The sequence below is a fragment of the Amycolatopsis sp. NPDC031561 genome (assembly GCF_055580625.1).
In genome coordinates this window covers 1-17,692 of the sequence record NZ_JBVILA010000046.1, presented here as the reverse complement: position 1 = coordinate 17,692, position 17,692 = coordinate 1, and the positions used below count along the sequence as shown (strand labels likewise).

At 67.8% G+C, this 17,692-nt stretch carries 15 protein-coding genes; 9 read left to right on the top strand and 6 right to left on the bottom strand.

Going from position 1 to position 17,692, the window contains the following annotated elements; genetic code table 11:
* Positions 1-331 precede the first annotated feature (331 nt).
* The gene (locus ACZ5IK_RS43830; RefSeq protein WP_465493131.1) at positions 332-1,411 is read left to right on the top strand and encodes an NAD(P)H-dependent amine dehydrogenase family protein; all 1,080 of its coding nucleotides are present in this window, start codon (positions 332-334) and stop codon (positions 1,409-1,411) included.
* Positions 1,408-1,887 (top strand): carboxymuconolactone decarboxylase family protein, encoded by a 480-nt coding sequence (locus tag ACZ5IK_RS43825; RefSeq protein ID WP_101608051.1) that lies wholly within the window; start codon positions 1,408-1,410, stop codon positions 1,885-1,887. The genes ACZ5IK_RS43830 and ACZ5IK_RS43825 overlap by 4 nt, the downstream gene beginning before the upstream one ends.
* A 408-nt stretch (positions 1,888-2,295) precedes the next feature.
* Here ACZ5IK_RS43825 and ACZ5IK_RS43820 read toward each other — a convergent pair whose 3' ends face one another.
* Positions 2,296-3,939, bottom strand: coding sequence for a GMC oxidoreductase (locus ACZ5IK_RS43820; protein WP_465493130.1), 1,644 nt, complete (start codon positions 3,937-3,939; stop codon positions 2,296-2,298).
* A 141-nt stretch (positions 3,940-4,080) separates the two neighbouring features.
* On the opposite strand from ACZ5IK_RS43820, the gene ACZ5IK_RS43815 reads away from it, so the two are divergent.
* Positions 4,081-4,446 carry an RNA-binding S4 domain-containing protein gene (locus ACZ5IK_RS43815; RefSeq protein ID WP_465493129.1) on the top strand — a complete coding sequence of 122 codons (366 nt, stop codon included), beginning with the start codon at positions 4,081-4,083 and terminating at the stop codon, positions 4,444-4,446.
* Between the two features lie 6 nt (positions 4,447-4,452).
* Here ACZ5IK_RS43815 and ACZ5IK_RS43810 read toward each other — a convergent pair whose 3' ends face one another.
* Positions 4,453-4,860, bottom strand: a complete 408-nt coding sequence (locus ACZ5IK_RS43810) for a nuclear transport factor 2 family protein (RefSeq protein ID WP_465493128.1) — start codon at positions 4,858-4,860, stop codon at positions 4,453-4,455.
* A gap of 178 nt (positions 4,861-5,038) precedes the next feature.
* On the opposite strand from ACZ5IK_RS43810, the gene ACZ5IK_RS43805 reads away from it, so the two are divergent.
* On the top strand, positions 5,039-7,384 hold the full coding sequence (locus ACZ5IK_RS43805; protein ID WP_465493127.1) for a cellulose binding domain-containing protein: 2,346 nt from the start codon (positions 5,039-5,041) through the stop codon (positions 7,382-7,384).
* Positions 7,381-8,832 (top strand): cellulose binding domain-containing protein, encoded by a 1,452-nt coding sequence (locus ACZ5IK_RS43800; protein ID WP_465493126.1) that lies wholly within the window; start codon positions 7,381-7,383, stop codon positions 8,830-8,832. Before ACZ5IK_RS43805 ends, ACZ5IK_RS43800 begins: the two co-directional genes overlap by 4 nt.
* Before the next feature lie 44 nt (positions 8,833-8,876).
* Here the strand turns inward: ACZ5IK_RS43800 and ACZ5IK_RS43795 are convergent, their stop codons facing one another.
* The gene (locus ACZ5IK_RS43795; protein WP_465493154.1) at positions 8,877-9,617 is read right to left on the bottom strand and encodes a class I SAM-dependent methyltransferase; all 741 of its coding nucleotides are present in this window, start codon (positions 9,615-9,617) and stop codon (positions 8,877-8,879) included.
* A gap of 116 nt (positions 9,618-9,733) precedes the next feature.
* Here ACZ5IK_RS43795 and ACZ5IK_RS43790 point away from each other — a divergent pair, with 116 nt between their 5' ends.
* The gene (locus ACZ5IK_RS43790) at positions 9,734-10,327 is read left to right on the top strand and encodes a TetR/AcrR family transcriptional regulator (RefSeq protein WP_465493125.1); all 594 of its coding nucleotides are present in this window, start codon (positions 9,734-9,736) and stop codon (positions 10,325-10,327) included.
* Here the strand turns inward: ACZ5IK_RS43790 and ACZ5IK_RS43785 are convergent.
* From ACZ5IK_RS43785 to ACZ5IK_RS43775, 3 genes are all read right to left on the bottom strand, one after another.
* Positions 10,308-11,141, bottom strand: coding sequence for a bifunctional 5,10-methylenetetrahydrofolate dehydrogenase/5,10-methenyltetrahydrofolate cyclohydrolase (locus tag ACZ5IK_RS43785; protein WP_465493124.1), 834 nt, complete (start codon positions 11,139-11,141; stop codon positions 10,308-10,310). The genes ACZ5IK_RS43790 and ACZ5IK_RS43785 overlap by 20 nt on opposite strands.
* On the bottom strand, positions 11,138-11,761 hold the full coding sequence (locus tag ACZ5IK_RS43780; RefSeq protein WP_465493123.1) for a cyclodeaminase/cyclohydrolase family protein: 624 nt from the start codon (positions 11,759-11,761) through the stop codon (positions 11,138-11,140). The genes ACZ5IK_RS43785 and ACZ5IK_RS43780 overlap by 4 nt, the downstream gene beginning before the upstream one ends.
* 124 nt (positions 11,762-11,885) lie before the next feature.
* Entirely contained in the window at positions 11,886-12,710 is an 825-nt protein-coding gene (locus ACZ5IK_RS43775) for a peptidoglycan-binding protein (protein WP_465493122.1), read from the bottom strand.
* Between the two features lie 166 nt (positions 12,711-12,876).
* Here ACZ5IK_RS43775 and ACZ5IK_RS43770 point away from each other — a divergent pair, with 166 nt between their 5' ends.
* From ACZ5IK_RS43770 to ACZ5IK_RS43760, 3 genes are all read left to right on the top strand, one after another.
* The gene (locus tag ACZ5IK_RS43770; RefSeq protein WP_465493121.1) at positions 12,877-13,332 is read left to right on the top strand and encodes a hypothetical protein; all 456 of its coding nucleotides are present in this window, start codon (positions 12,877-12,879) and stop codon (positions 13,330-13,332) included.
* Positions 13,333-13,521: 189 nt separating this feature from the next.
* The gene (locus ACZ5IK_RS43765) at positions 13,522-15,855 is read left to right on the top strand and encodes a chitobiase/beta-hexosaminidase C-terminal domain-containing protein (protein WP_465493120.1); all 2,334 of its coding nucleotides are present in this window, start codon (positions 13,522-13,524) and stop codon (positions 15,853-15,855) included.
* A 123-nt stretch (positions 15,856-15,978) separates the two neighbouring features.
* Entirely contained in the window at positions 15,979-17,283 is a 1,305-nt protein-coding gene (locus ACZ5IK_RS43760; RefSeq protein ID WP_465493119.1) for an aldehyde dehydrogenase family protein, read from the top strand.
* Positions 17,284-17,692 lie beyond the last annotated feature (409 nt).

Below are 17,692 nucleotides of genomic sequence, written 5' to 3'. Positions count from 1 at the left end.
GAGGAAAACCGGCCGGGCGCACGGAAGAGCGCTCCGGTCACCGGGAAGCGAGGGGGACGGCGTCTAACGGCCGGACACGACGACTCGCCGCCGGATGACCGGCGGCGGGATTCTGTCCGACTCGGGGCTCGTCACGAGTGCGCACATTACACAGGCCGTGGCGAACGGCCTAACGGGTATTGCCGGTCACCGAAGAAAGCGGTGTCCGTTCCGCGTACCGGAACGCTTTCGTTGCCCCCTTGAATAAAGCCGAGTAATGCGGTCTGACCTGCGGTTTTCGTGATTGTTTCGGTACTGGGAACCGCTACGGGATTCGGTTAACCTCGACTCCATGATTCCAACGGTCGTCTGGGGTACGGGCAACATCGGCCGTGCCTCCATCCGCGCCGTGGACGCGCATCCGGCGCTGGAACTCGCCGGTGTGCTCGTGCACGACGCCGCGAAGGTCGGCCGCGACGCGGCCGCGCTCGCCGGTGTCGACGGCGAATTCGGTGTGGCGGCGACCGATGACGTCGAAGCCATGCTCGCGGCGGGCCCGCGGGCGGTGGTGTACGCGGCGTCCGGCGACATCCGGCCCGCCGACGCGCTGGCCGACATCGTCCGCGCGATCCGGGCGGGGGCGGTGGTGGTGACACCCGCGCTCTACGCGCTGTACGACCAGCGCAACGCGCCGGAGGAACTGCGGGAACCGGTGCTCACGGCGATCGCCGAGGGCGGCGGCTCGCTGTTCGTGTCGGGTGTCGATCCGGGCTGGGGCAACGACATCCTGCCGTTGCTGATCAGCGGGCTCGGCACCACCGTGGACGCGGTCCGCTGTCAGGAGATCTTCGATTACTCGACCTACGACCAGCCGGATTCCGTGCGCTACCTGGTCGGCATGGGACAGCCGATGGACTACCAGCCGCCGATGCTGGCCCCGTCGGTTCCCACCATGGTGTGGGGCGGGCAGGTGCGGCTGATCGCCCGCGGCCTCGGTGTCGACCTGGACGAGATCCGAGAGACGCTCGACCGCCGTCCGCTCGAGGAAACCGTGACCACGCGGGCGATGGGCGAGTTCGAGGCGGGTACGCAGGGCGCTGTCCGGTTCGAGGTGCAGGGGATCGTGGACGGCGAGCCCCGCATCGTCATCGAGCACGTCACCCGCATCCACGCGTCGTGCGCGCCGGACTGGCCGAAGCCGCCCAGCGGCGACGGGGCGCACCGGGTGATCATCGAAGGCCGTCCCAGGATCGAGGTCTCGGTGGAGGCCACGGACGAGGGGGAGAACCGGTCCGCCGGCGGCAACGCGACCGCGGTCGGCAGGCTGGTCGGCGCCATCGACTGGCTCGTGGACGCCAAACCGGGGCTCTACGACGCACTCGACGTCCCGTTGCGACCGGCCATCGGCAAGCTTGGAAGGAGCGCGCGATGAACATCGACATTCCCGAGGGCAAGGACCCGATCGGCTACGTGTGGGGCGAGATGGTGCCCGGCATCGGTGTCGCGGCGTCGAACTTCTCGCTCGCGGTCTACTCGCACACCACGCTGGGGCTCCGCGAGTTCGAGGCGGCGCGGCTGCGGACCGCGCAGATCAACGGCTGTGTCTTCTGCCTGGACTGGCGGACCGAACGCGACGGAGTGAAGGTCGAAGAGGAGTTCGCCGACGCGGTGACCGAGTGGCGCACCACCGAGGCGTTCGATGAACGTACGCGGCTGGCCGCCGAGTACGCCGAACGCTACGCGCTCGATCATCACGGTATCGACGACGAATTCTGGAAGCGGATGGGCGAGCACTACAGCCAGGCGGAAATCGTCGAATTGAGCATGAGCATCGGTGCCTGGCTCGCCTTCGGACGGCTGAACCACGTTCTGGGAATCGACACCGTTTGCGTTCTGCCGAAGATTTGAGTGATCAGAGGAAAACGCGAGCGACTTCCAGCCACTTCCGAGCATCCTCGCCGATCGCCGTGAGATCGGTTTCCGCCAAAGACCCCGTTCCTGGCCAGGGCTGAAGGCTCGCACCGCGTGGGGCGGGTCGGATGTCGCGAAAGCCACTTCCGTGACGTCTGATGTCCCGAAAGTGGCTTTCGCGACACGACCGCTGGGCATCGGACGCGGCGAAGGACACCTTCATCCCGCCGCCACCCCTACCCGCGAACACGCCACGATTGCCTTACCCCTCAAGAGAACGACAGTTCTTGTCTTGCCGCGCCGAAGTGGGCCTCCGGTCGGAGTCAGCTGGCAGAGCGACGTCACGCTACCGGAAAAGGGGCGGCGAGTGCCGCGAGCGAGAGGCACCCGCCGCCCCGGACGGCGTCAGAGATCGGTGGTGACGATCTTTTCGATGTTCCGTTCCGCCAGTGCGGTGATGGTGACGAACGGGTTCACCGAGGTATTACCCGGAATCAGCGCGCCGTCGATCACGTAAAGCCCCGGATAGCCGTTGAGCCTGCCGTAATTGTCGGTCGCCTTGCCCAGTACCGCGCCGCCGAGCGGGTGGTAGGTGAGGTGGTCGCCCCAGATCTTGTACAGCCCGAAGAGGTCGGTCCGGTAGATCGTCCCCTCCTTGGAATTGATCTTGTCGAAGATGGTCTTCGCCATGTTGATCGACGGTTGTTTCCAGGCTGTCTGCCAGTTGAGGTCGACCTTGTTGGTAGTCGCGTTCCACGAGAACGCCGCCCGGTTGGGGTTCTTGGTGATGGACAGGTAGAACGAGGCGTAGGTCTCGATACCGGTCGGCAGCGGCGCGACCTCGGCGAACGCGCCGCCCGCGGCCCAGTTGTCGATGCCCGCGGTGGGGATGGACGACTGCAGCGCGCCCGTGGCGTCCCACATGTGGTTCGCCCGGCCGCACATGACGTTCCCGTTGTCGCCCCAGCCCTTGCCGACCTCGGTGCTGAGGTTGGGCAATGCGCCGGTGGCCTTGAGCTTGACCAGCAGCTTGCTCGTGCCGACACTGCCCGCGGCGAAGAACACCTTGTCCGCGGTCACGGATTTCGTCGCGGTCACCGTGCCTGCCGTGTCGAGCTGCTCCATCACCACGGTGTACCCGCCGCCGGACGACGGCGTGACCGACGTGACGCGGTGCAGCGACGAGATCGTCACCCGTCCCGTCGCCTTGATCCGCGGGAGATAGGTCTGCTGCAACGACTTCTTGCCCGCGTTGTTGCCGTAGAGGATCTCCCCGGCCAGCGCGGACCTCGGCACCGTGCCCGCCTGCTCTTTTTTCATGTAGTCCCAGTCGTACACGTCCGGAACGAACAGGAACGGGAAACCCGATCGCTGCGCGTGTTTCCGGCCGACCCGCGCGTACTGGTAGCACTCCGCGGTTTCGAACCAGTTCTGGTCGATGGTGGCGACGCCGAGACCCGTGTTGGCACGCGGGTAGTAGACGCCGTACATCTCGTCGGCGTTGACCGTCGGCAGAACCGAAGCGAAGTTCTCGCGCTTCGGCGTGACGGCCATCCCGCCGTTGACCAGTGAACCGCCGCCGACGCCGCGGCCCTGGTAGACGGTGATGCCGCTGAACTCCTCGGCGTCGAGGATCCCGGTGTGGCGCGGGACGTCCTTGTCCAGCGGGAAGCCGAGGAAGTTGCTCAGCGGCTGCTTGGTCCGCGTCCGCAGCCAGAAGGACCGGTAGTCCGGGGTGGTGGTGTTGGCGAAGATCTTGCCGTCCGTGCCCGGGGTGTCCCACGCCTTGCCGAGCTCGACCAGGTGGACGTCGACGCCCGCTTCGGCGAGCCGGAGCGCGGCGACGCAGCCGCCGTATCCGGAACCGATGACGAGTGCCGGGATTCGCGCGGCGTCCGCGATCGAACTCTTCGCCGACGGCCTGTTCTCAGCGGAGGCGAAGGCGGTCCCACCCAGGGCTGTCGCCCCCAGGATAGAACCAGTTCCAGTGATAAAGACGCGGCGGGATAACTGCCCGGAAGCGCTGCTCCACATGGTTTCGTCGCTCACGTGATCGTCCTCACCTTTGAGGGATTTAGAACAAGTTATACCTGCGGGGCTGCCGGGAGGCAATGAAAGTGAAAGTTCTTTCGACTCGCTTGGGCCAGGCAGATGGGCATCGCACCGGTGGATGGGCCACTATGTACTGCTGTGGAGTCCACTCGAGTTGATCGCTGGCTGTGGGCCGTCCGGCTGACCAAGACGCGCCCCGACGCTGCCGCCGCGTGTCGCGGCGGCCATGTCCGCGTGAACGGCAAACTCGCCAAACCCGCGACGACGGTCGTGGCGGGCGACGAGGTGCGCGCCCGGGTCAACGACACCACGCGGATCTTGGAAGTGACGCGGGTGATCCAGAAACGGGTCGGTGCCGCCGACGCCGCGACCTGTTTCATCGACCGGACGCCCGCGCCGCCGCCCGAGTCCGCCGTGCCGGTCGCGCGGCGGGAGCGGGGCGCGGGACGCCCGACCAAGCGGGAACGCCGGGTGCTCGACCGTTTCCGTACCGGTGAGAGCTGAGCGGGTTCAGTCCGAACCGGCGTCGGCTGGGAACGAATGGTGCTCGTGCGCGACGAGCCAGCGGCCGGACTCCTTGCGCAGCCCGAAGGTCAACCGCAGCCGGTTCGCCGGGTTCCGCTCGAACTCCTCGGCCGTGCCGCAGCGCAGCAGGGCGTGCGCGAATGCGACGTCCTCGCCCGCGGTGACGTCGAGCGAGACGATCTCGAACGACGCGCCCGTCGCCTGCCAGCTGAAGAAGGACGGCCAGGTTTCGCGGTAGGTGTCGATGCCGAGAACGCCTTCGTAGGGCGGCGGGACGTCGAACATCACGATGTCGCCGGTGTGCTCGGCGAGAACGGCGTCGAGATCGCCGGCGTGCACGGCCTTGGCCCAGTCCTCGATGAGGGTGCGGATCCGGCTTTCGTCGGTGCCCATGAAGTACTCCTCTGATGGGGTTCGACTTGATAACCCCGCGAGGCCCGGAAACTCATCGCGTTCACATACATGGATGTTGTTCACATCCGTTGACGAGTGACAGGGACGTGAACTATAAAGACGGAGTCCGGGTGTACACGCCGCAACACCTTCCGTCAGTCCGTCACGGAGGTTTCGGGTGCCCCGAAAAAGTCCTCTTCGTCGTGCCGTCCTCCCGGTGGTCGCCGCCGTGGTCGCCACCGCCGCACTCCTGCAGGTACCGCCCGACGTGGCGGACGCGGCGCCGGGGCCCGGCGCCCTGACCGGCCTCGATGTCGGCGCGGCCAACCGCCGCGCGCCGGTCGCGGGACTCTACGACTGGTTCAAGGCCGGGTACCGGGGCGGCGCCGCGCTGCCCGGCTCCGGTGAAGTGAATTCGAACGCCGCCTGCCAGGTCACCGCCGCGGAACTGGCGGGCCAGCACAACGTCAAACCCGACGACGGTGCCGACGACACGAACGGGATCCAGGCGGCGATCGACGGGATCAAGAGCGCGTGCTCGCCGTCGGGGAGCTACACCAAACTGAGCACCATCACCTTCCCGGCAGGCCGGTTCGACGTCACGCACGAGATCCACGTCGACGCCGACTACCTGATCCTGCGCGGTGCGGGCAAGGACGCGACGAAGTTCGTCTACCGGCCCGACGCGAACACCCGGTACGACACCCTCACCCCGGACGGCTCGGACTGGGACGAGGACGGGATGACCTCGGGTGCGGGCAAGGGCGGCTGGTTGTGGCCGGGGCGCGGACTGTTCCGCGTCCAGTCCAGGGGAGTGCACTCGTCCTACACGAGCGACCATGCCTCGGCGCCCGCCAACCGCAAGGACATCTTCGAAGGCACGATCAACGTTCACTGGAAGGCCGGGGTGAAGCTGCGGGGCAAACCGGGTGACACCGCGTTCGCCGCGCGAATGGGGGACCGGGTCGTCCACCTGGCGAGCAGCGGCGCCCTGACCTCGCTCGCCGCCGGGAACCTGGTCAACATCCGCGCGGCGAACTCGCAGAAGTTCTACGAACAGCAGCAGGCGACGCCGACCACGTTCCCGTTGCTGAACATGCACACGCGCCAGCAGATCTTCACCATCGCGGCGCTGGACACGTCAGCGCGCACCATCACCCTCGACAAACCGCTCGAGTACGACGTCCCGGTGAACTCCACTTCGGACGGTTCTGCTCCTATCGAGGGTGCCACCTACGACTCGAAGGCGGCGCCGCTGGTCGACCCGGTGCTGGGCGTCGGGTTCGAGAATCTCGGGTTCACCCAGGACATGCCGGGCCTGAACCCCGCGGAGGCGAACAACAACTACGGGAACATGGCGCCCGCCGCCGAGATGCACGGGATCGTGTTCAAGTGGGCGGCGAACTCCTGGGTCCGGGGCGTCCGCGCCGACATGACCGGGTCGCATCCGATCGTCACCGAGGAGGCCAAGAACCTCCAGATCGTCGACAACGAACTCAACGGCTCGTGGAACAAGGGCAAGGGCGGCAACGGCTACTTCCGCGGCTCCCGGGTGTGGGACTCGCTCTACGCGGGGAACATCTCCACCCTGTTGCGGCACTTCACCTTCCAGTGGTCCGCCTCGGGCAACGTGGTGGTCGGCAACTCGTTCGACTCCGACCTGAACCTGCACGGCGGCTGGGAACGCAACAACCTCTTCGAGCTCAACACGGTCAAGGTCCCCTACGCGCACCGCTCCGGGAACTGCCGGGCCAACTGCGGTGAAGAGGGCGGCGGCGGTCCCGACGACTCGAACTGGTTCCCGATCTGGTGGGGCGCGGGAAAGAAGGCCGTCAAATGGTCGGGTGCCACCGGCCCCCGCAACGTGTTCTTCAACAACGCCATGACCAAACAGCTCGCGGACAACGGCCCGTATAACGACTTCTACGCCGACCGCCATCGCGTGTACGCCTTCGGGTGGGACGGCACCGCGTACAAGCACCTCGACGCCGGAGGCACGCCGATCGCCGACTGGGCGAAGAACGAGCAGCGGGACTACACCGGAGGGCACGGGGTCGACGCGACCAAGACCGACGCCGCGTCTTCGCTGTTCCTGAAGTCCGTCGACGGGACTCCGCCGTCCTCGTCGACAGGCCAGACCTCGACGCCGACCACACCGACTTCGACCACCACGACCACGCCGACCACCACGACCACCTCGAATCCCGGCGCTTGCCTGACGGCGGCGTTCGTCCGTAAGTCTGTGTGGGACAGCGGATACGGCGCCGGTTTCACCATCACCAACACCTGTTCGACGGCGGTAGGTTCGTGGGCGATCGAGTTCGACCTTCCCGCCGGGACGGCGGTCAGCAGCTCCTGGAGTTCGGTGCTGACCAAGACGGGCCAGCACTACCGCTTCGGGAACGCGGCGCACAACGGAAGCGTCAAACCCGGCGGCACGGCGACGTTCGGCTTCAACGCCGCCGGTCAGGGACTCCCGGTGGCGTGTTCGATCGCCGGAACGAAATGCGGAGGCACGGAATGACGAGGAAACGACTGCTCGCCGCGATCGCGGCCACGGCGTCGGCGGCGGGCCTGTTCGGCGCCGTCGTCACCGCCGAGGCCGCCGCGCCCAGCCTGTCCGCCGCGTTCGCCCAGAGTTCGGCCTGGGACAGCGGTTACGGCGGGAAGTACACGCTGACCAACGCCGGGGACGCGAACAGTGCACAGTGGACGATCGAGTTCGATCTCCCCGCCGGGACCACGGTCAGCAGCTCCTGGAGTTCGGTGCTGACCAGGACCGGGCAGCACTACAAGGTCACCAACGCCGGCTTCAACGGCACGATCAAACCCGGCGGGACGGCGAGTTTCGGCTTCAACACCGCCGGGCTGGGCCTGCCGACCGGGTGCACGGTCAACGGAAGTCCGTGCGGGGGAGGGGCGCCGACGACCACCACGCCACCGAGCACCACCACGACCACGAGCAAGCCGCCGACCACCACGATGACCGTCCCCGTGGGCGACGTCGTCGACGTCGACACCGCGGCGGAGCTGCAGGCCGCGCTGGCGGGCGCGAGCCCTGGTCGGACCATCCGACTGGCCGCCGGAACCTACCGGGGTTCCTTCGTGGCCACGAAACCCGGGACGGCCGGTGCGCCGATCACGGTGACCGGGCCGTCGACGGCGGTCCTGATCAACGACGGCCCGTCGGGCGAGGCGCCCTCGTGTCCGGCGCCGACTGCGGGCTGGGACTCCGGGTACGGATTCTGGCTCTACGGCGCGCCGTACTGGCACCTCGAGGGTTTCACCGTGCAGGAGTCGAAGAAGGGCATCGTCGCCGACGACTCGCACCACACCGTGATCGACGGCGTGCGGGTGCACCGGATCGACGAAGAGGCCGTTCATTTCCGGCGTTCGTCGGCCGACAGCGTCATCCGTGACTCGACGATCAGCCACACCGGTCTCGTGCAGGCGGGCTACGGCGAGGGCGTCTACCTCGGTTCGGCGAACTCGAACTGGGCGTGTCACGGCAACTCCGGCGGAGTCGACCGCAGCGACCGGATCCAGGTGCTCGGCAACCACATCGGACCGTACGTCGCCGCGGAAGGCATCGACGTCAAGGAAGGCACCGAGGGCGGTGTCATCCGGGGCAACACCTTCGACGGCCAAGGGATCTCCGGGCAGAACTCGGCCGATTCCTGGGTCGACGTCAAGGGATTCGGTTACCTCATCGAGGACAACGCCGGCACCTTCGCCGCGCCGGGGACGTTCGTGAACGGCTACGAGACGCACAACCCAGGCACCACCCCGTCCTTCCCCAACGGCTGCGGGAACGTCTGGCGGGGCAACAAGTCCGATCTCGGCGGCGTGGGCCAGTACGCCATCAAGATCACGTCGACGTCGAAGTGCCCGGAACGGCCCAACGTCGTCCACGCGTCCAACACCGTGTCCAGGGCGGTGAACGGGCTGACCAACATCCCCGTCACGCCTTGACGGACGCCGGTGGCGGGAGCGGCGCGGCTCCCGCCACCGGCGCGTCAGTTCCGGACCGCCGTGATCGTGACGGTGGCGTAGCAAGTGGTGAACCGGCCTCCCAGTCTGTCGATCGCCTCGCCGACTTCGGCGAGGATCTTCTGCCGCGCACCGGGTTCGACCCAGGTGAGCGAGCCGAACGTCGGGAGTTGGTCCAGCCATTCGTCGCGCGTGTGGACCCGGTCCCAGTCGTGACGGATCCGCTCCGGTTCGCCGAATCCGCCTGCTTCGCGCAGGCCGTCGGCGACCTTCGCGATGAGCGGCCCGTACGGGTCCGTGGGTTGTTTCGGCACGCTCTTGAGGTCGATCGGGGCATCGGGGACGAACCGCCGGTACGCGTCCGCCAGGGCGTCCGTGACCTCTGCCGGTGGTTCGGGCACGTGCCAGAACGCGGCCCAGAGCCCGCCCGGCCGGAGGACTTCGGCGGCCTTGACGGCGCCTGCCACCGGATCGACCCAGTGCCAGGCCTGCCCGGAGACGAGCAGATCGAACCGGCGTCCGGCGGGTTCCCAGGCTTCGAACTTGGCGACCTCGACGTCGATCCCGCTCCGGCGGGCGAATTCGGCCATCCGCTGGTCCGGTTCGATGCCCAGCACGTGACAGCCCGCCGCCTGGAACTGGCGCGCTTCGATCCCGGTGCCGACACCGACGTCGAGGGTTTCGCGGCCGGGAGCGGCCGCGACGAGGTGGTCGATGAGTTCCGGGGGATAGGCGGGCCGGGTCCGGTCGTAGCGTTCGGCGTCCACGCCGAACGATTCCGCGGCCTGCCGATGACGGTGGGGCTCCTGCCCCGACGGTAGAGTGGGCATGCGCCCATCTTAAGTGGGCGCTTGCCCACTCGTCAACGCGAAGGAGCCGTATTATGCCGACCGGGGTGGCCCTGCGCGCCGTGCGCGCGCAGTTGTTCGACGCCGCTGAGCGGGTCCTGCTGCGGGACGGGCCGAGCGGTCTCACGAGCCGCGCCGTGACCACCGAGGCGGACTGCGCGAAAGGCGTGCTGCACCGGCATTTCGACGACTTCGACGCGTTCCTCGCCGAGTTCGTGCTGGACCGGATCGAGAAGCTGGACGAAGAGAGCCTGCGCAAGGCCGTCGGTACCGGAACGGTCGTCGACAACCTGGCGGAGGCACTCACGGCGGTGTTCGAGTCGGTCGCGGTCGCGATCGTCCCGCTCGTGATCTTCCGCGACGAACTCCGTGCCCGGTTGCGCCGCGAGTGGCCGGCCGGGGTCCCGGTGCTGACGCAGGCGGCCGTGATGATCGCCGGTTATCTCAAGGCGGAACGCGAAGCGGGCAGGATCGCCGAGGACGCCGACGTCGACACGCTGGCGGCCACGCTCATCGGCGCGACGCATCTGCTGTTCGCCGATCGCACGGGAGCCAGGCCGGAGGCGGCCCAGGTCCGGAAGACCGTGGCCGCCGTCGTCGGCTCCGGGGTCAGGCCTGCGCGGCGGTGACCGTGTGCCGCAGCAGCAGCGAAGTGGTGACCGGGCCGACGCCGCCGGGGACCGGCGTGATCGAGCCCGCGATCCCCTCGACCGCGGCCTGATCGACGTCGCCGACGAGCCCGCCTTCGGGCGTCGGGTTGGTGCCGACGTCGATCACCACGGCGCCGGGCTTGACGTGGTCCGCGCCGACGAAGTGCGCGCGGCCGACGGCCACGACCAGGACGTCCGCGGTCTTGGTGACCGCCGCGAGGTCCTTGGTGCGGGAGTGGCAGACGGTCACGGTCGCGTTCTCGCCGAGCAGCAGGAGCGCGGCGGGCTTGCCTACGACGGTCGAGCGGCCCACGACGGCGACCTGGGCGCCGGACAGGGCGACCTGCTCACGCTTCAAGATCTCCAGCACCGCGGCGGCGGTCGCGGGAGCGTAGGTCGGGAGGCCCGCGGTGAGGCGGCCGAGGCTGACCGGGTTGGCGCCGTCGACGTCCTTGGCGGGGTCGATGTGCGCGCCGACGTGGTCGAGCGTCACGCCTTCGGGCAGCGGGGTCTGGCAGATGATGCCGTGCACCGAGGGGTCCGCGGACAGCTTGTCGAGTTCGCGGGTGACGTCGTCGCCGGTCGGCTTCTCGAGCTGGACCACCCGGCAGTCGACGCCGACCTTCTTCGCGGCGCGCTCGATCGAGCGCACGTACCAGGCGGTGGCGTCGTCGTCGGTCGGCACGAGCACGGCCAACGTCGGAGCGGTGCCCGACTCGCGCAGCTTGGCGGCGGTCTCGGTGACCTCGGCGGTGATGGCGGCGGCGATCGCGCGCCCGTCGATCAGCGTCATCGGGCGATCCTCTCGCGGACGGCGGCGACGAGCGCGTCGGCGCGCCCGGCGGCGGAGATGTGCTCGGCGAGCCGGGCTTCGGTCTCCTTGCGCAGCTGCTCGTCGGACATCGACGCGAGGTTGACCTCGACGTTGACCACGGCCGACTCGAGCGCGGACTTGGCGGAGGAAGCGGCGACCGCGATGTCGGAGATGACGTTGGTGTTGGCGCCTTCGAGGATCGAGGCGGCGACATCGACGACCTCGGCGGCAAGGGCGGCCGTCCGCAGCGGGACGTCGGCCGCGCCGACCAGGGCGGCCTGGATCGCGGCGCTGCGGGCCTGCTTCTCCTCGTCGGTCGCCTTGGGAAGTTTGTAAGCGGCGACCACGGCGTCGAACGCGGCGGCGTCGTCGGCGGCGAGGCCGAGCGCGCGGGCGCGGAGGTCTTCGGCCTTGGCGAGAGCCTCGGTCATCTTCGCCTCGTGCTCGGCGTACTTCGGCTTGCCGATGGTCAGGTTGCACACCATGGAGACCAGGGCGGCACCCACGGCGGCGTTCATCGCGGCCGCCGCGCCACCACCGGGCGTCGAGGCCTTCGAAGCCAGCTCGTCGAGCCACTGACCGACCGGTTGAGCCTCCACGCGATGTTCCCTTCCCACTGATTTCGCCGTCGCGCCGAAGCCTACCCGGGCGTTCGCGGACGGCCCGAAGGCCACCTTTCGCCGATGATCAACGTCGGCGAAAGGTGGCCTTCGGGCAGCGGGGTCACGCGCGCTGGTACTCCTCCCAGGTGACCTTCGGCGAGACGGCGGGGCCGTCGTCGGAACCCCGGCCGGCGAGGCCGTTGTAGCCGAGGTAGTAGTCACCGGCCTGGTGCTGCGCGCCGGACGACAGGTCCGGATCGGACAGTGCGATCGCGTGGATGTGATAGGCGAAACCCTGGGCCGGGGTCCGGACCCAAGCCGCGAAGCCCACCTGACGCAGCTTCTTCGCGACGTCGGTCCGCGTGGCCGAAGACATGCCCTCGACGCCGATGTCGAGCGCGCCGCCGCCGTCGTGCGTACCGGCCGAAGCGCCGACGCCGCCGGGGTTGTACGAGCCCTGCGTGATGGTGAGCTGCCTGCCGAGCAGACCCTCCGCCTTCACCAGCATCGCCTTGGTCCGGGTGTTCATGGTCTTGCCGTGGTAGGTCAGGCGGCTACCCGCCGAGACCGTCGCGGTCACCGTGTACCGGCCGTCGCCCAGCTTCTCGAGCGACGTCTTGCCCGGCAGGCCGGAGGCGTCGATTCCCGTGTACCCCAGCGACTTCTGGTAGCTGGAGTACGCGGTGATCGTCGACGTGCCGAAGTGGCCGTCGACGTACTGCTGGTCGAGCAATCCCTTGGCCGCCAGCGCCTGCTCCACCAGCTGCACGCTGTCCTTGGCCCCGGGGGTCAAGGCGCTGTCGGCCCGGCGCGGGTCGATCTGGGCGGCCTTGAGCACCGCTTCCATGCTGGCCGCGGGCAACGCGGCCGCGGTCGGCTCGGCACTGGCCGGTGCGGCCACGCCGAACGAGAGCGCGGTCGCGAGCACGGCTACCTTGGTCAACAATTCCTGCCTCCTGAACGAACTCACCCGTTGTCCGGTCAGCATGAGCAGCGCGAATACAAGGGCCGTACAAACGGGCGCGCCGTTGTCGCCCGGTCGGGTGTCACTCCGGCGAAATCGGAAGTGACCTGATAAGACTTCCCGTGGACGCCGAAAGGTTGAGACCCACATGGTGCTTCGGACTTCGCCACCCTCAAGGGCTCATCTCAGACTGCTCGCGGAGGCGGACGCGGCACCTCCGGCCCGGCGCCGGGACTTGTACGGGGAGATCGAGGACCGGCGGCTGGCCGCGATCCTCGCCGCCGAAGACGTGGCCGAGGAGCACGGGCTGAGCGCGCACGTCCGGACCACTTGCTACGTCCACCGCTGCTGGGTGCATCACTGCGTCTCCGATCCGATGCACGTCCTGGTCGTCACCGGGCACCGATGGTGCCGCCGGTGCGATCGCACGATCGACGTCGAGGTCGACGAGACCTTCCCGGGATCGGTCGAACTCTTCTGCGACGGATGCGGCGTCCCGCCGGACACGGTCGCGAACCGCGAGGTGCTCCGGGCCTGTCAGGCCAGCCTGAGCGCCATGCACGGCGGGGAAGCTTCGACGCTGTACGTCGTCCCGGACCGCTGACAGGCGCCCGATCGCGCCACCCGAGGACGCCGAACGGCCGTATGCCCGGCCGCCGGTGGGAGCAGTCAGTGGTTTGGACCACCACTGTTACCGAAGCGTGATCTGGACATATCGCACGGACGGTTACTTTGTTGTGGCGCGCAACGAATTGCTTCGCCCGTGGATTTCCAACGCCGGAGGTGTCACGACGTGAACCGGATCTTTGTGCAGCCCAAACGGCGGAAAGGGGTTCGGGGCGTGCTCGCCCTCGGCCTTTCCGCACTCCTGATCGCCGCCGGCCTGGGCGGCGCCACCGCCGCGGCCGCCGACTACAGCCAGAGCGCCGCGTCCTTGAACGCGACCCAGGCGCAGTTCTCCTTCACACCGGCGACGACCGCGCGGTACGTCGACATCCACTACACCGGTGTCCCGGGGGTGGGGCAGCAGAACGTCCGCATGACCGACAACGGGGGGACCTGGCGGCACACCGTCGGTTCGCTCGCCGCCGGCACCGTGCTCGACTACTGGTTCACCTACGAGAAGAACGGTCCGCAGTACGACACCCCGCACTTCGGCTACACCCACGGCGGCAGCGGCACGACCGTCGCCTCGCCGACGTTCGACCCGCCGGGCGGCAGCTATCCGAGCGCCCGCTCGGTGACCTTGTCGACCGCGACCGCGGGCGCGACCATCCGGTACACGGTGGACGGCTCCACACCGACCGCTTCGTCCACTCAGTACACCGGGCCGATCACGGTCTCCGTGTCCTCGACGGTTTCCGCGATCGCGCTCAAGTCCGGCTCGACGACCTCCCCGGTGGCGTCGGCGAGCTACACGATCGGATCGACGCAGGCGACCTGTCCCGCCCAGGCCGAGGTCCCGGACTTCGGCCCGAACGTGCGGATCTTCGACCCGGGGATGTCGGCGTCGTCCATCCAGGCCAAGCTCGACGCGGACTTCAACGCGCAGAAGGACACCCTGACCGCGCAGTTCACCGAACGCCGGTACGCGCATCTGTTCAAGCCCGGTGTGTACAACGGCATCCACGACGATGTCGGCTACTACACCTCCGTCGCGGGTCTCGGGCAGAACCCAGGCGATGTCGTGATCAACGGCGACGTGACCGTCGACGCCTTCAACGAGTCGGACAAGGGTGTGGCGCTGCAGAACTTCTGGCGCTCGGCGGAGAACCTCGCCGTCGTGCCGAGCAGCGGCGCGACCCGCTGGGCCGTCGCGCAGGCCGCGCCGTTCCGCCGGATGGACATCCGCGGCGGGCTGAACCTCTTCCCGGCCAGCTACGGCTTCGCCAGCGGCGGGTACACCGCCGACACCAAGGTCTCCGGCAAGACCGCGTCGATCTCGCAGCAGCAGTGGTACACCCGCGACAGCAGCTACGGCAGTTGGGAAGGCGGCGTCTGGAACATGGTGTTCTCCGGGACGAACGGCGCCCCGGCGAACACCTTCCCGAACCCGCCGGAGACCACGCTCGGCACCACGCCGGTGTCCCGCGACGTCCCGTATCTCTACCTCGACGGGTCCGGTAAGTACCGGGTGTTCCTGCCTTCCTTGCGTACCAACGCTTCCGGGCCCAGCTGGGCCAATGGTGGCACGCAGGGCAGCTCGCTGCCGATGAGCCAGTTCTACGTCGTGAAGGCGGGGGACACGGCTTCGTCGATCAACAACGCCCTTTCCCAAGGCTGCAACCTGTTCTTCACGCCGGGCGTTTACCACCTCAACCAGACGCTGAACGTGACCAAGGCCAACACCGTCGTCCTCGGGGTCGGGTATCCGACGCTCGTGCCGGACAACGGGGTGGACGCGATGAAGGTCGCCGACGTGGACGGGGTCCGGCTCAAGGGCCTGCTGTTCGACGCCGGCACGACCAACTCGCAGTCGTTGCTGACCGTCGGCCCGGCGGGGTCGACGGCGAACCACTCGGCCAATCCGACGACCCTGCAGGACGTCTTCTTCCGGATCGGCGGTCAGATCGCGGGGAAGGCGACGAACAGCCTGATCGTCAACAGCCGTGACACGATCATCGACCACATCTGGGCCTGGCGGGCCGACCACGGCAACGCGGGCACCTACGGCTGGCCGATCAACACCGGCGACACCGGGGTGGTCGTGAACGGGGACAACGTGCTGGCGACCGGCCTGTTCGTCGAGCATTACCAGAAGTACCAGGTGATCTGGAACGGTCAGAACGGCCGGACGATCTTCTTCCAGAACGAAATCCCTTACGACGTCCCGGATCAGGCCGGATGGAAGAGTCCCAACGGGCTCAACGGGTACGCCGCCTACAAGGTGGGGGACAACGTGACCACGCATGAAGCGTGGGGCCTGGGCAGTTACTGCTTCTTCAACGACAACCCGTCGGTGAACCTGTACCACGCGTTCGAGGTGCCGAATCGATCCGGCGTCCGGTTCCACAACCTGGTGACGGTTTCGCTGAACTACAAGGGGACCATCACCCACGTGATCAACGACGCGGGGGCGGTGACCCCGCCGGGGACCACGCCGAGCAACCTGGTCAGCTACCCGTAACGCCGCGAGTCCTCGTGAGTGGTAAGGACGGTTCTAACCGTCCTTACCACTCACGAGACTGTATAACGACCTATACCGCGTCGCGCAGGGCGACCGCCTCCGTGAGCGGTTAGGCTCTGTTTCATGACCAGCAGTGATGCGCCCGGCGTCGTCGATGACCTGCGCGAACTCTTCCGCTCCGGTACCACCAAACCAGTGGCCTGGCGGCGGACGCAGCTCACGGGGTTGCGCACGCTCCTGTCCGAGCAGGAGGACGTCTTCCTCAAGGCGCTCTACGCCGACCTTCGCAAGAACGCCCTCGAGGCCAAGCGTGCGGAGATCGTGCTCGTGCGCAACGAGATCGACCACACGCTGGAGAACCTCGACTCCTGGCTGAATCCGGAGCCCGCCGACCTTCCCCGGCAGCTGCGGCCGGCGAACGGTCGCGTCGTCCGCGAACCTCTCGGGGTCGCGCTGATCATCGGGCCGTGGAACTATCCGCTGCAACTGGTGCTGGCACCGCTGGTCGGGGCACTGGCCGCGGGCAACTGCGCGGTCGTGAAGCCGAGCGAACTGTCTCCGAACACCTCGGCCGCGATCGCCGAACATCTGCCTAAGTACGTCGAAGGCGTCCGCGTCGTCGAAGGGGCGATTCCCGAGACGACGGCGCTGCTGGAGCAGAAGTTCGACACCATCTTCTACACCGGGAACGGGACCGTCGGCCGGATCGTCATGACCGCGGCGGCGAAACACCTCACGCCGGTCACGCTCGAACTGGGCGGGAAGAGCCCGGCGATCGTCGAGCCGGGCGCGGATCTCGCCGTGACCGCGCAGCGGCTCGCCTACGGCAAGTTCGCCAACGCGGGCCAGACCTGTGTCGCGCCCGACTACGTCCTCGCGATCGGCGACACCGGCCCGAAACTGGCGGAGCACCTGACCAAGGCCGTCGAGGGGATGTTCGGTGAGGACCCGGCCACCAGCGACTACTACGGCCGGATCATCTCCACCCGGCACTACGACCGGCTCGCCGCCTTGCTGGACAACGGAACCGTGGTCGTCGGCGGCCAGTCCGACCGCGACGAGAAGTACATCGCGCCCACCGTGCTCACCGGCGTCTCCCCGGACGCCCCGGTGATGCAGGACGAGATCTTCGGCCCGATCCTGCCGATCATCGAGGTGCCCGACGTCGACGCGGCACTGGCGTTCGTCAACGAACGCGACAAACCGCTGGCGTTGTATGCCTTCACGGAGTCGGATGAAACGAAGCGCCGGATCGAGACGGAGACGTCGTCGGGCGGCCTGGTGTTCGGCGCGGCGATCATCCATCTCGCGGCCCCCGAGCTGCCGTTCGGCGGGGTGGGGGAGAGCGGGATGGGGCGCTATCACGGCCGCTACTCGATCGACAACTTCAGCCACGTGAAAGCGGTGCTGGACAAGCCACTCGCCTGAGACGTCGTGAGTGGTAGGACGCGTGAAGGCGTCGGTCGCAGGGTAGGTGGCCGAGCCAAGCTGGCCGGCGAGAGCTGACCGCACTCTGACTGTCCACTCGGGACACTTCAGGCGGGCAAATGTCCGGTTGATGCCCATATGCACGCTTTGCGAAGGGGGTTGTGAGTGGCAAAGAGGGCTAGAATCCAATGGCACGTAGCTTAAGTTGATCTTGGGCAGATCTTGATCATCGCTGGTGATGATTGTCGCAGGTTACATGCTTGGTTGCCCTGACCAATGGGAGCCGACCAGTGCCAGGCGTCCACTGTGGGCATCTGTCGCTGACCGGATGTCCGATTTGCTACTGAATGGGCAATTCCATCAAGGGGTCGTGGGTGGTAAAGAGCGTTAGAACGCTCTTTACCACTCA

Bases quoted from the DNA above. Each gene is read 5' to 3' on its own strand.
- ACZ5IK_RS43830 (WP_465493131.1), top strand. From the start codon at position 332: ATGATTCCAACGGTCGTCTGGGGTACGGGCAACATCGGCCGTGCCTCC.
- ACZ5IK_RS43825 (WP_101608051.1), top strand. From the start codon at position 1,408: ATGAACATCGACATTCCCGAGGGCAAGGACCCGATCGGCTACGTGTGG.
- ACZ5IK_RS43810 (WP_465493128.1), bottom strand. From the start codon at position 4,860: ATGGGCACCGACGAAAGCCGGATCCGCACCCTCATCGAGGACTGGGCC.
- ACZ5IK_RS43800 (WP_465493126.1), top strand. From the start codon at position 7,381: ATGACGAGGAAACGACTGCTCGCCGCGATCGCGGCCACGGCGTCGGCG.
- ACZ5IK_RS43790 (WP_465493125.1), top strand. From the start codon at position 9,734: ATGCCGACCGGGGTGGCCCTGCGCGCCGTGCGCGCGCAGTTGTTCGAC.
- ACZ5IK_RS43785 (WP_465493124.1), bottom strand. From the start codon at position 11,141: ATGACGCTGATCGACGGGCGCGCGATCGCCGCCGCCATCACCGCCGAG.
- ACZ5IK_RS43770 (WP_465493121.1), top strand. From the start codon at position 12,877: ATGGTGCTTCGGACTTCGCCACCCTCAAGGGCTCATCTCAGACTGCTC.
- ACZ5IK_RS43760 (WP_465493119.1), top strand. From the start codon at position 15,979: ATGACCAGCAGTGATGCGCCCGGCGTCGTCGATGACCTGCGCGAACTC.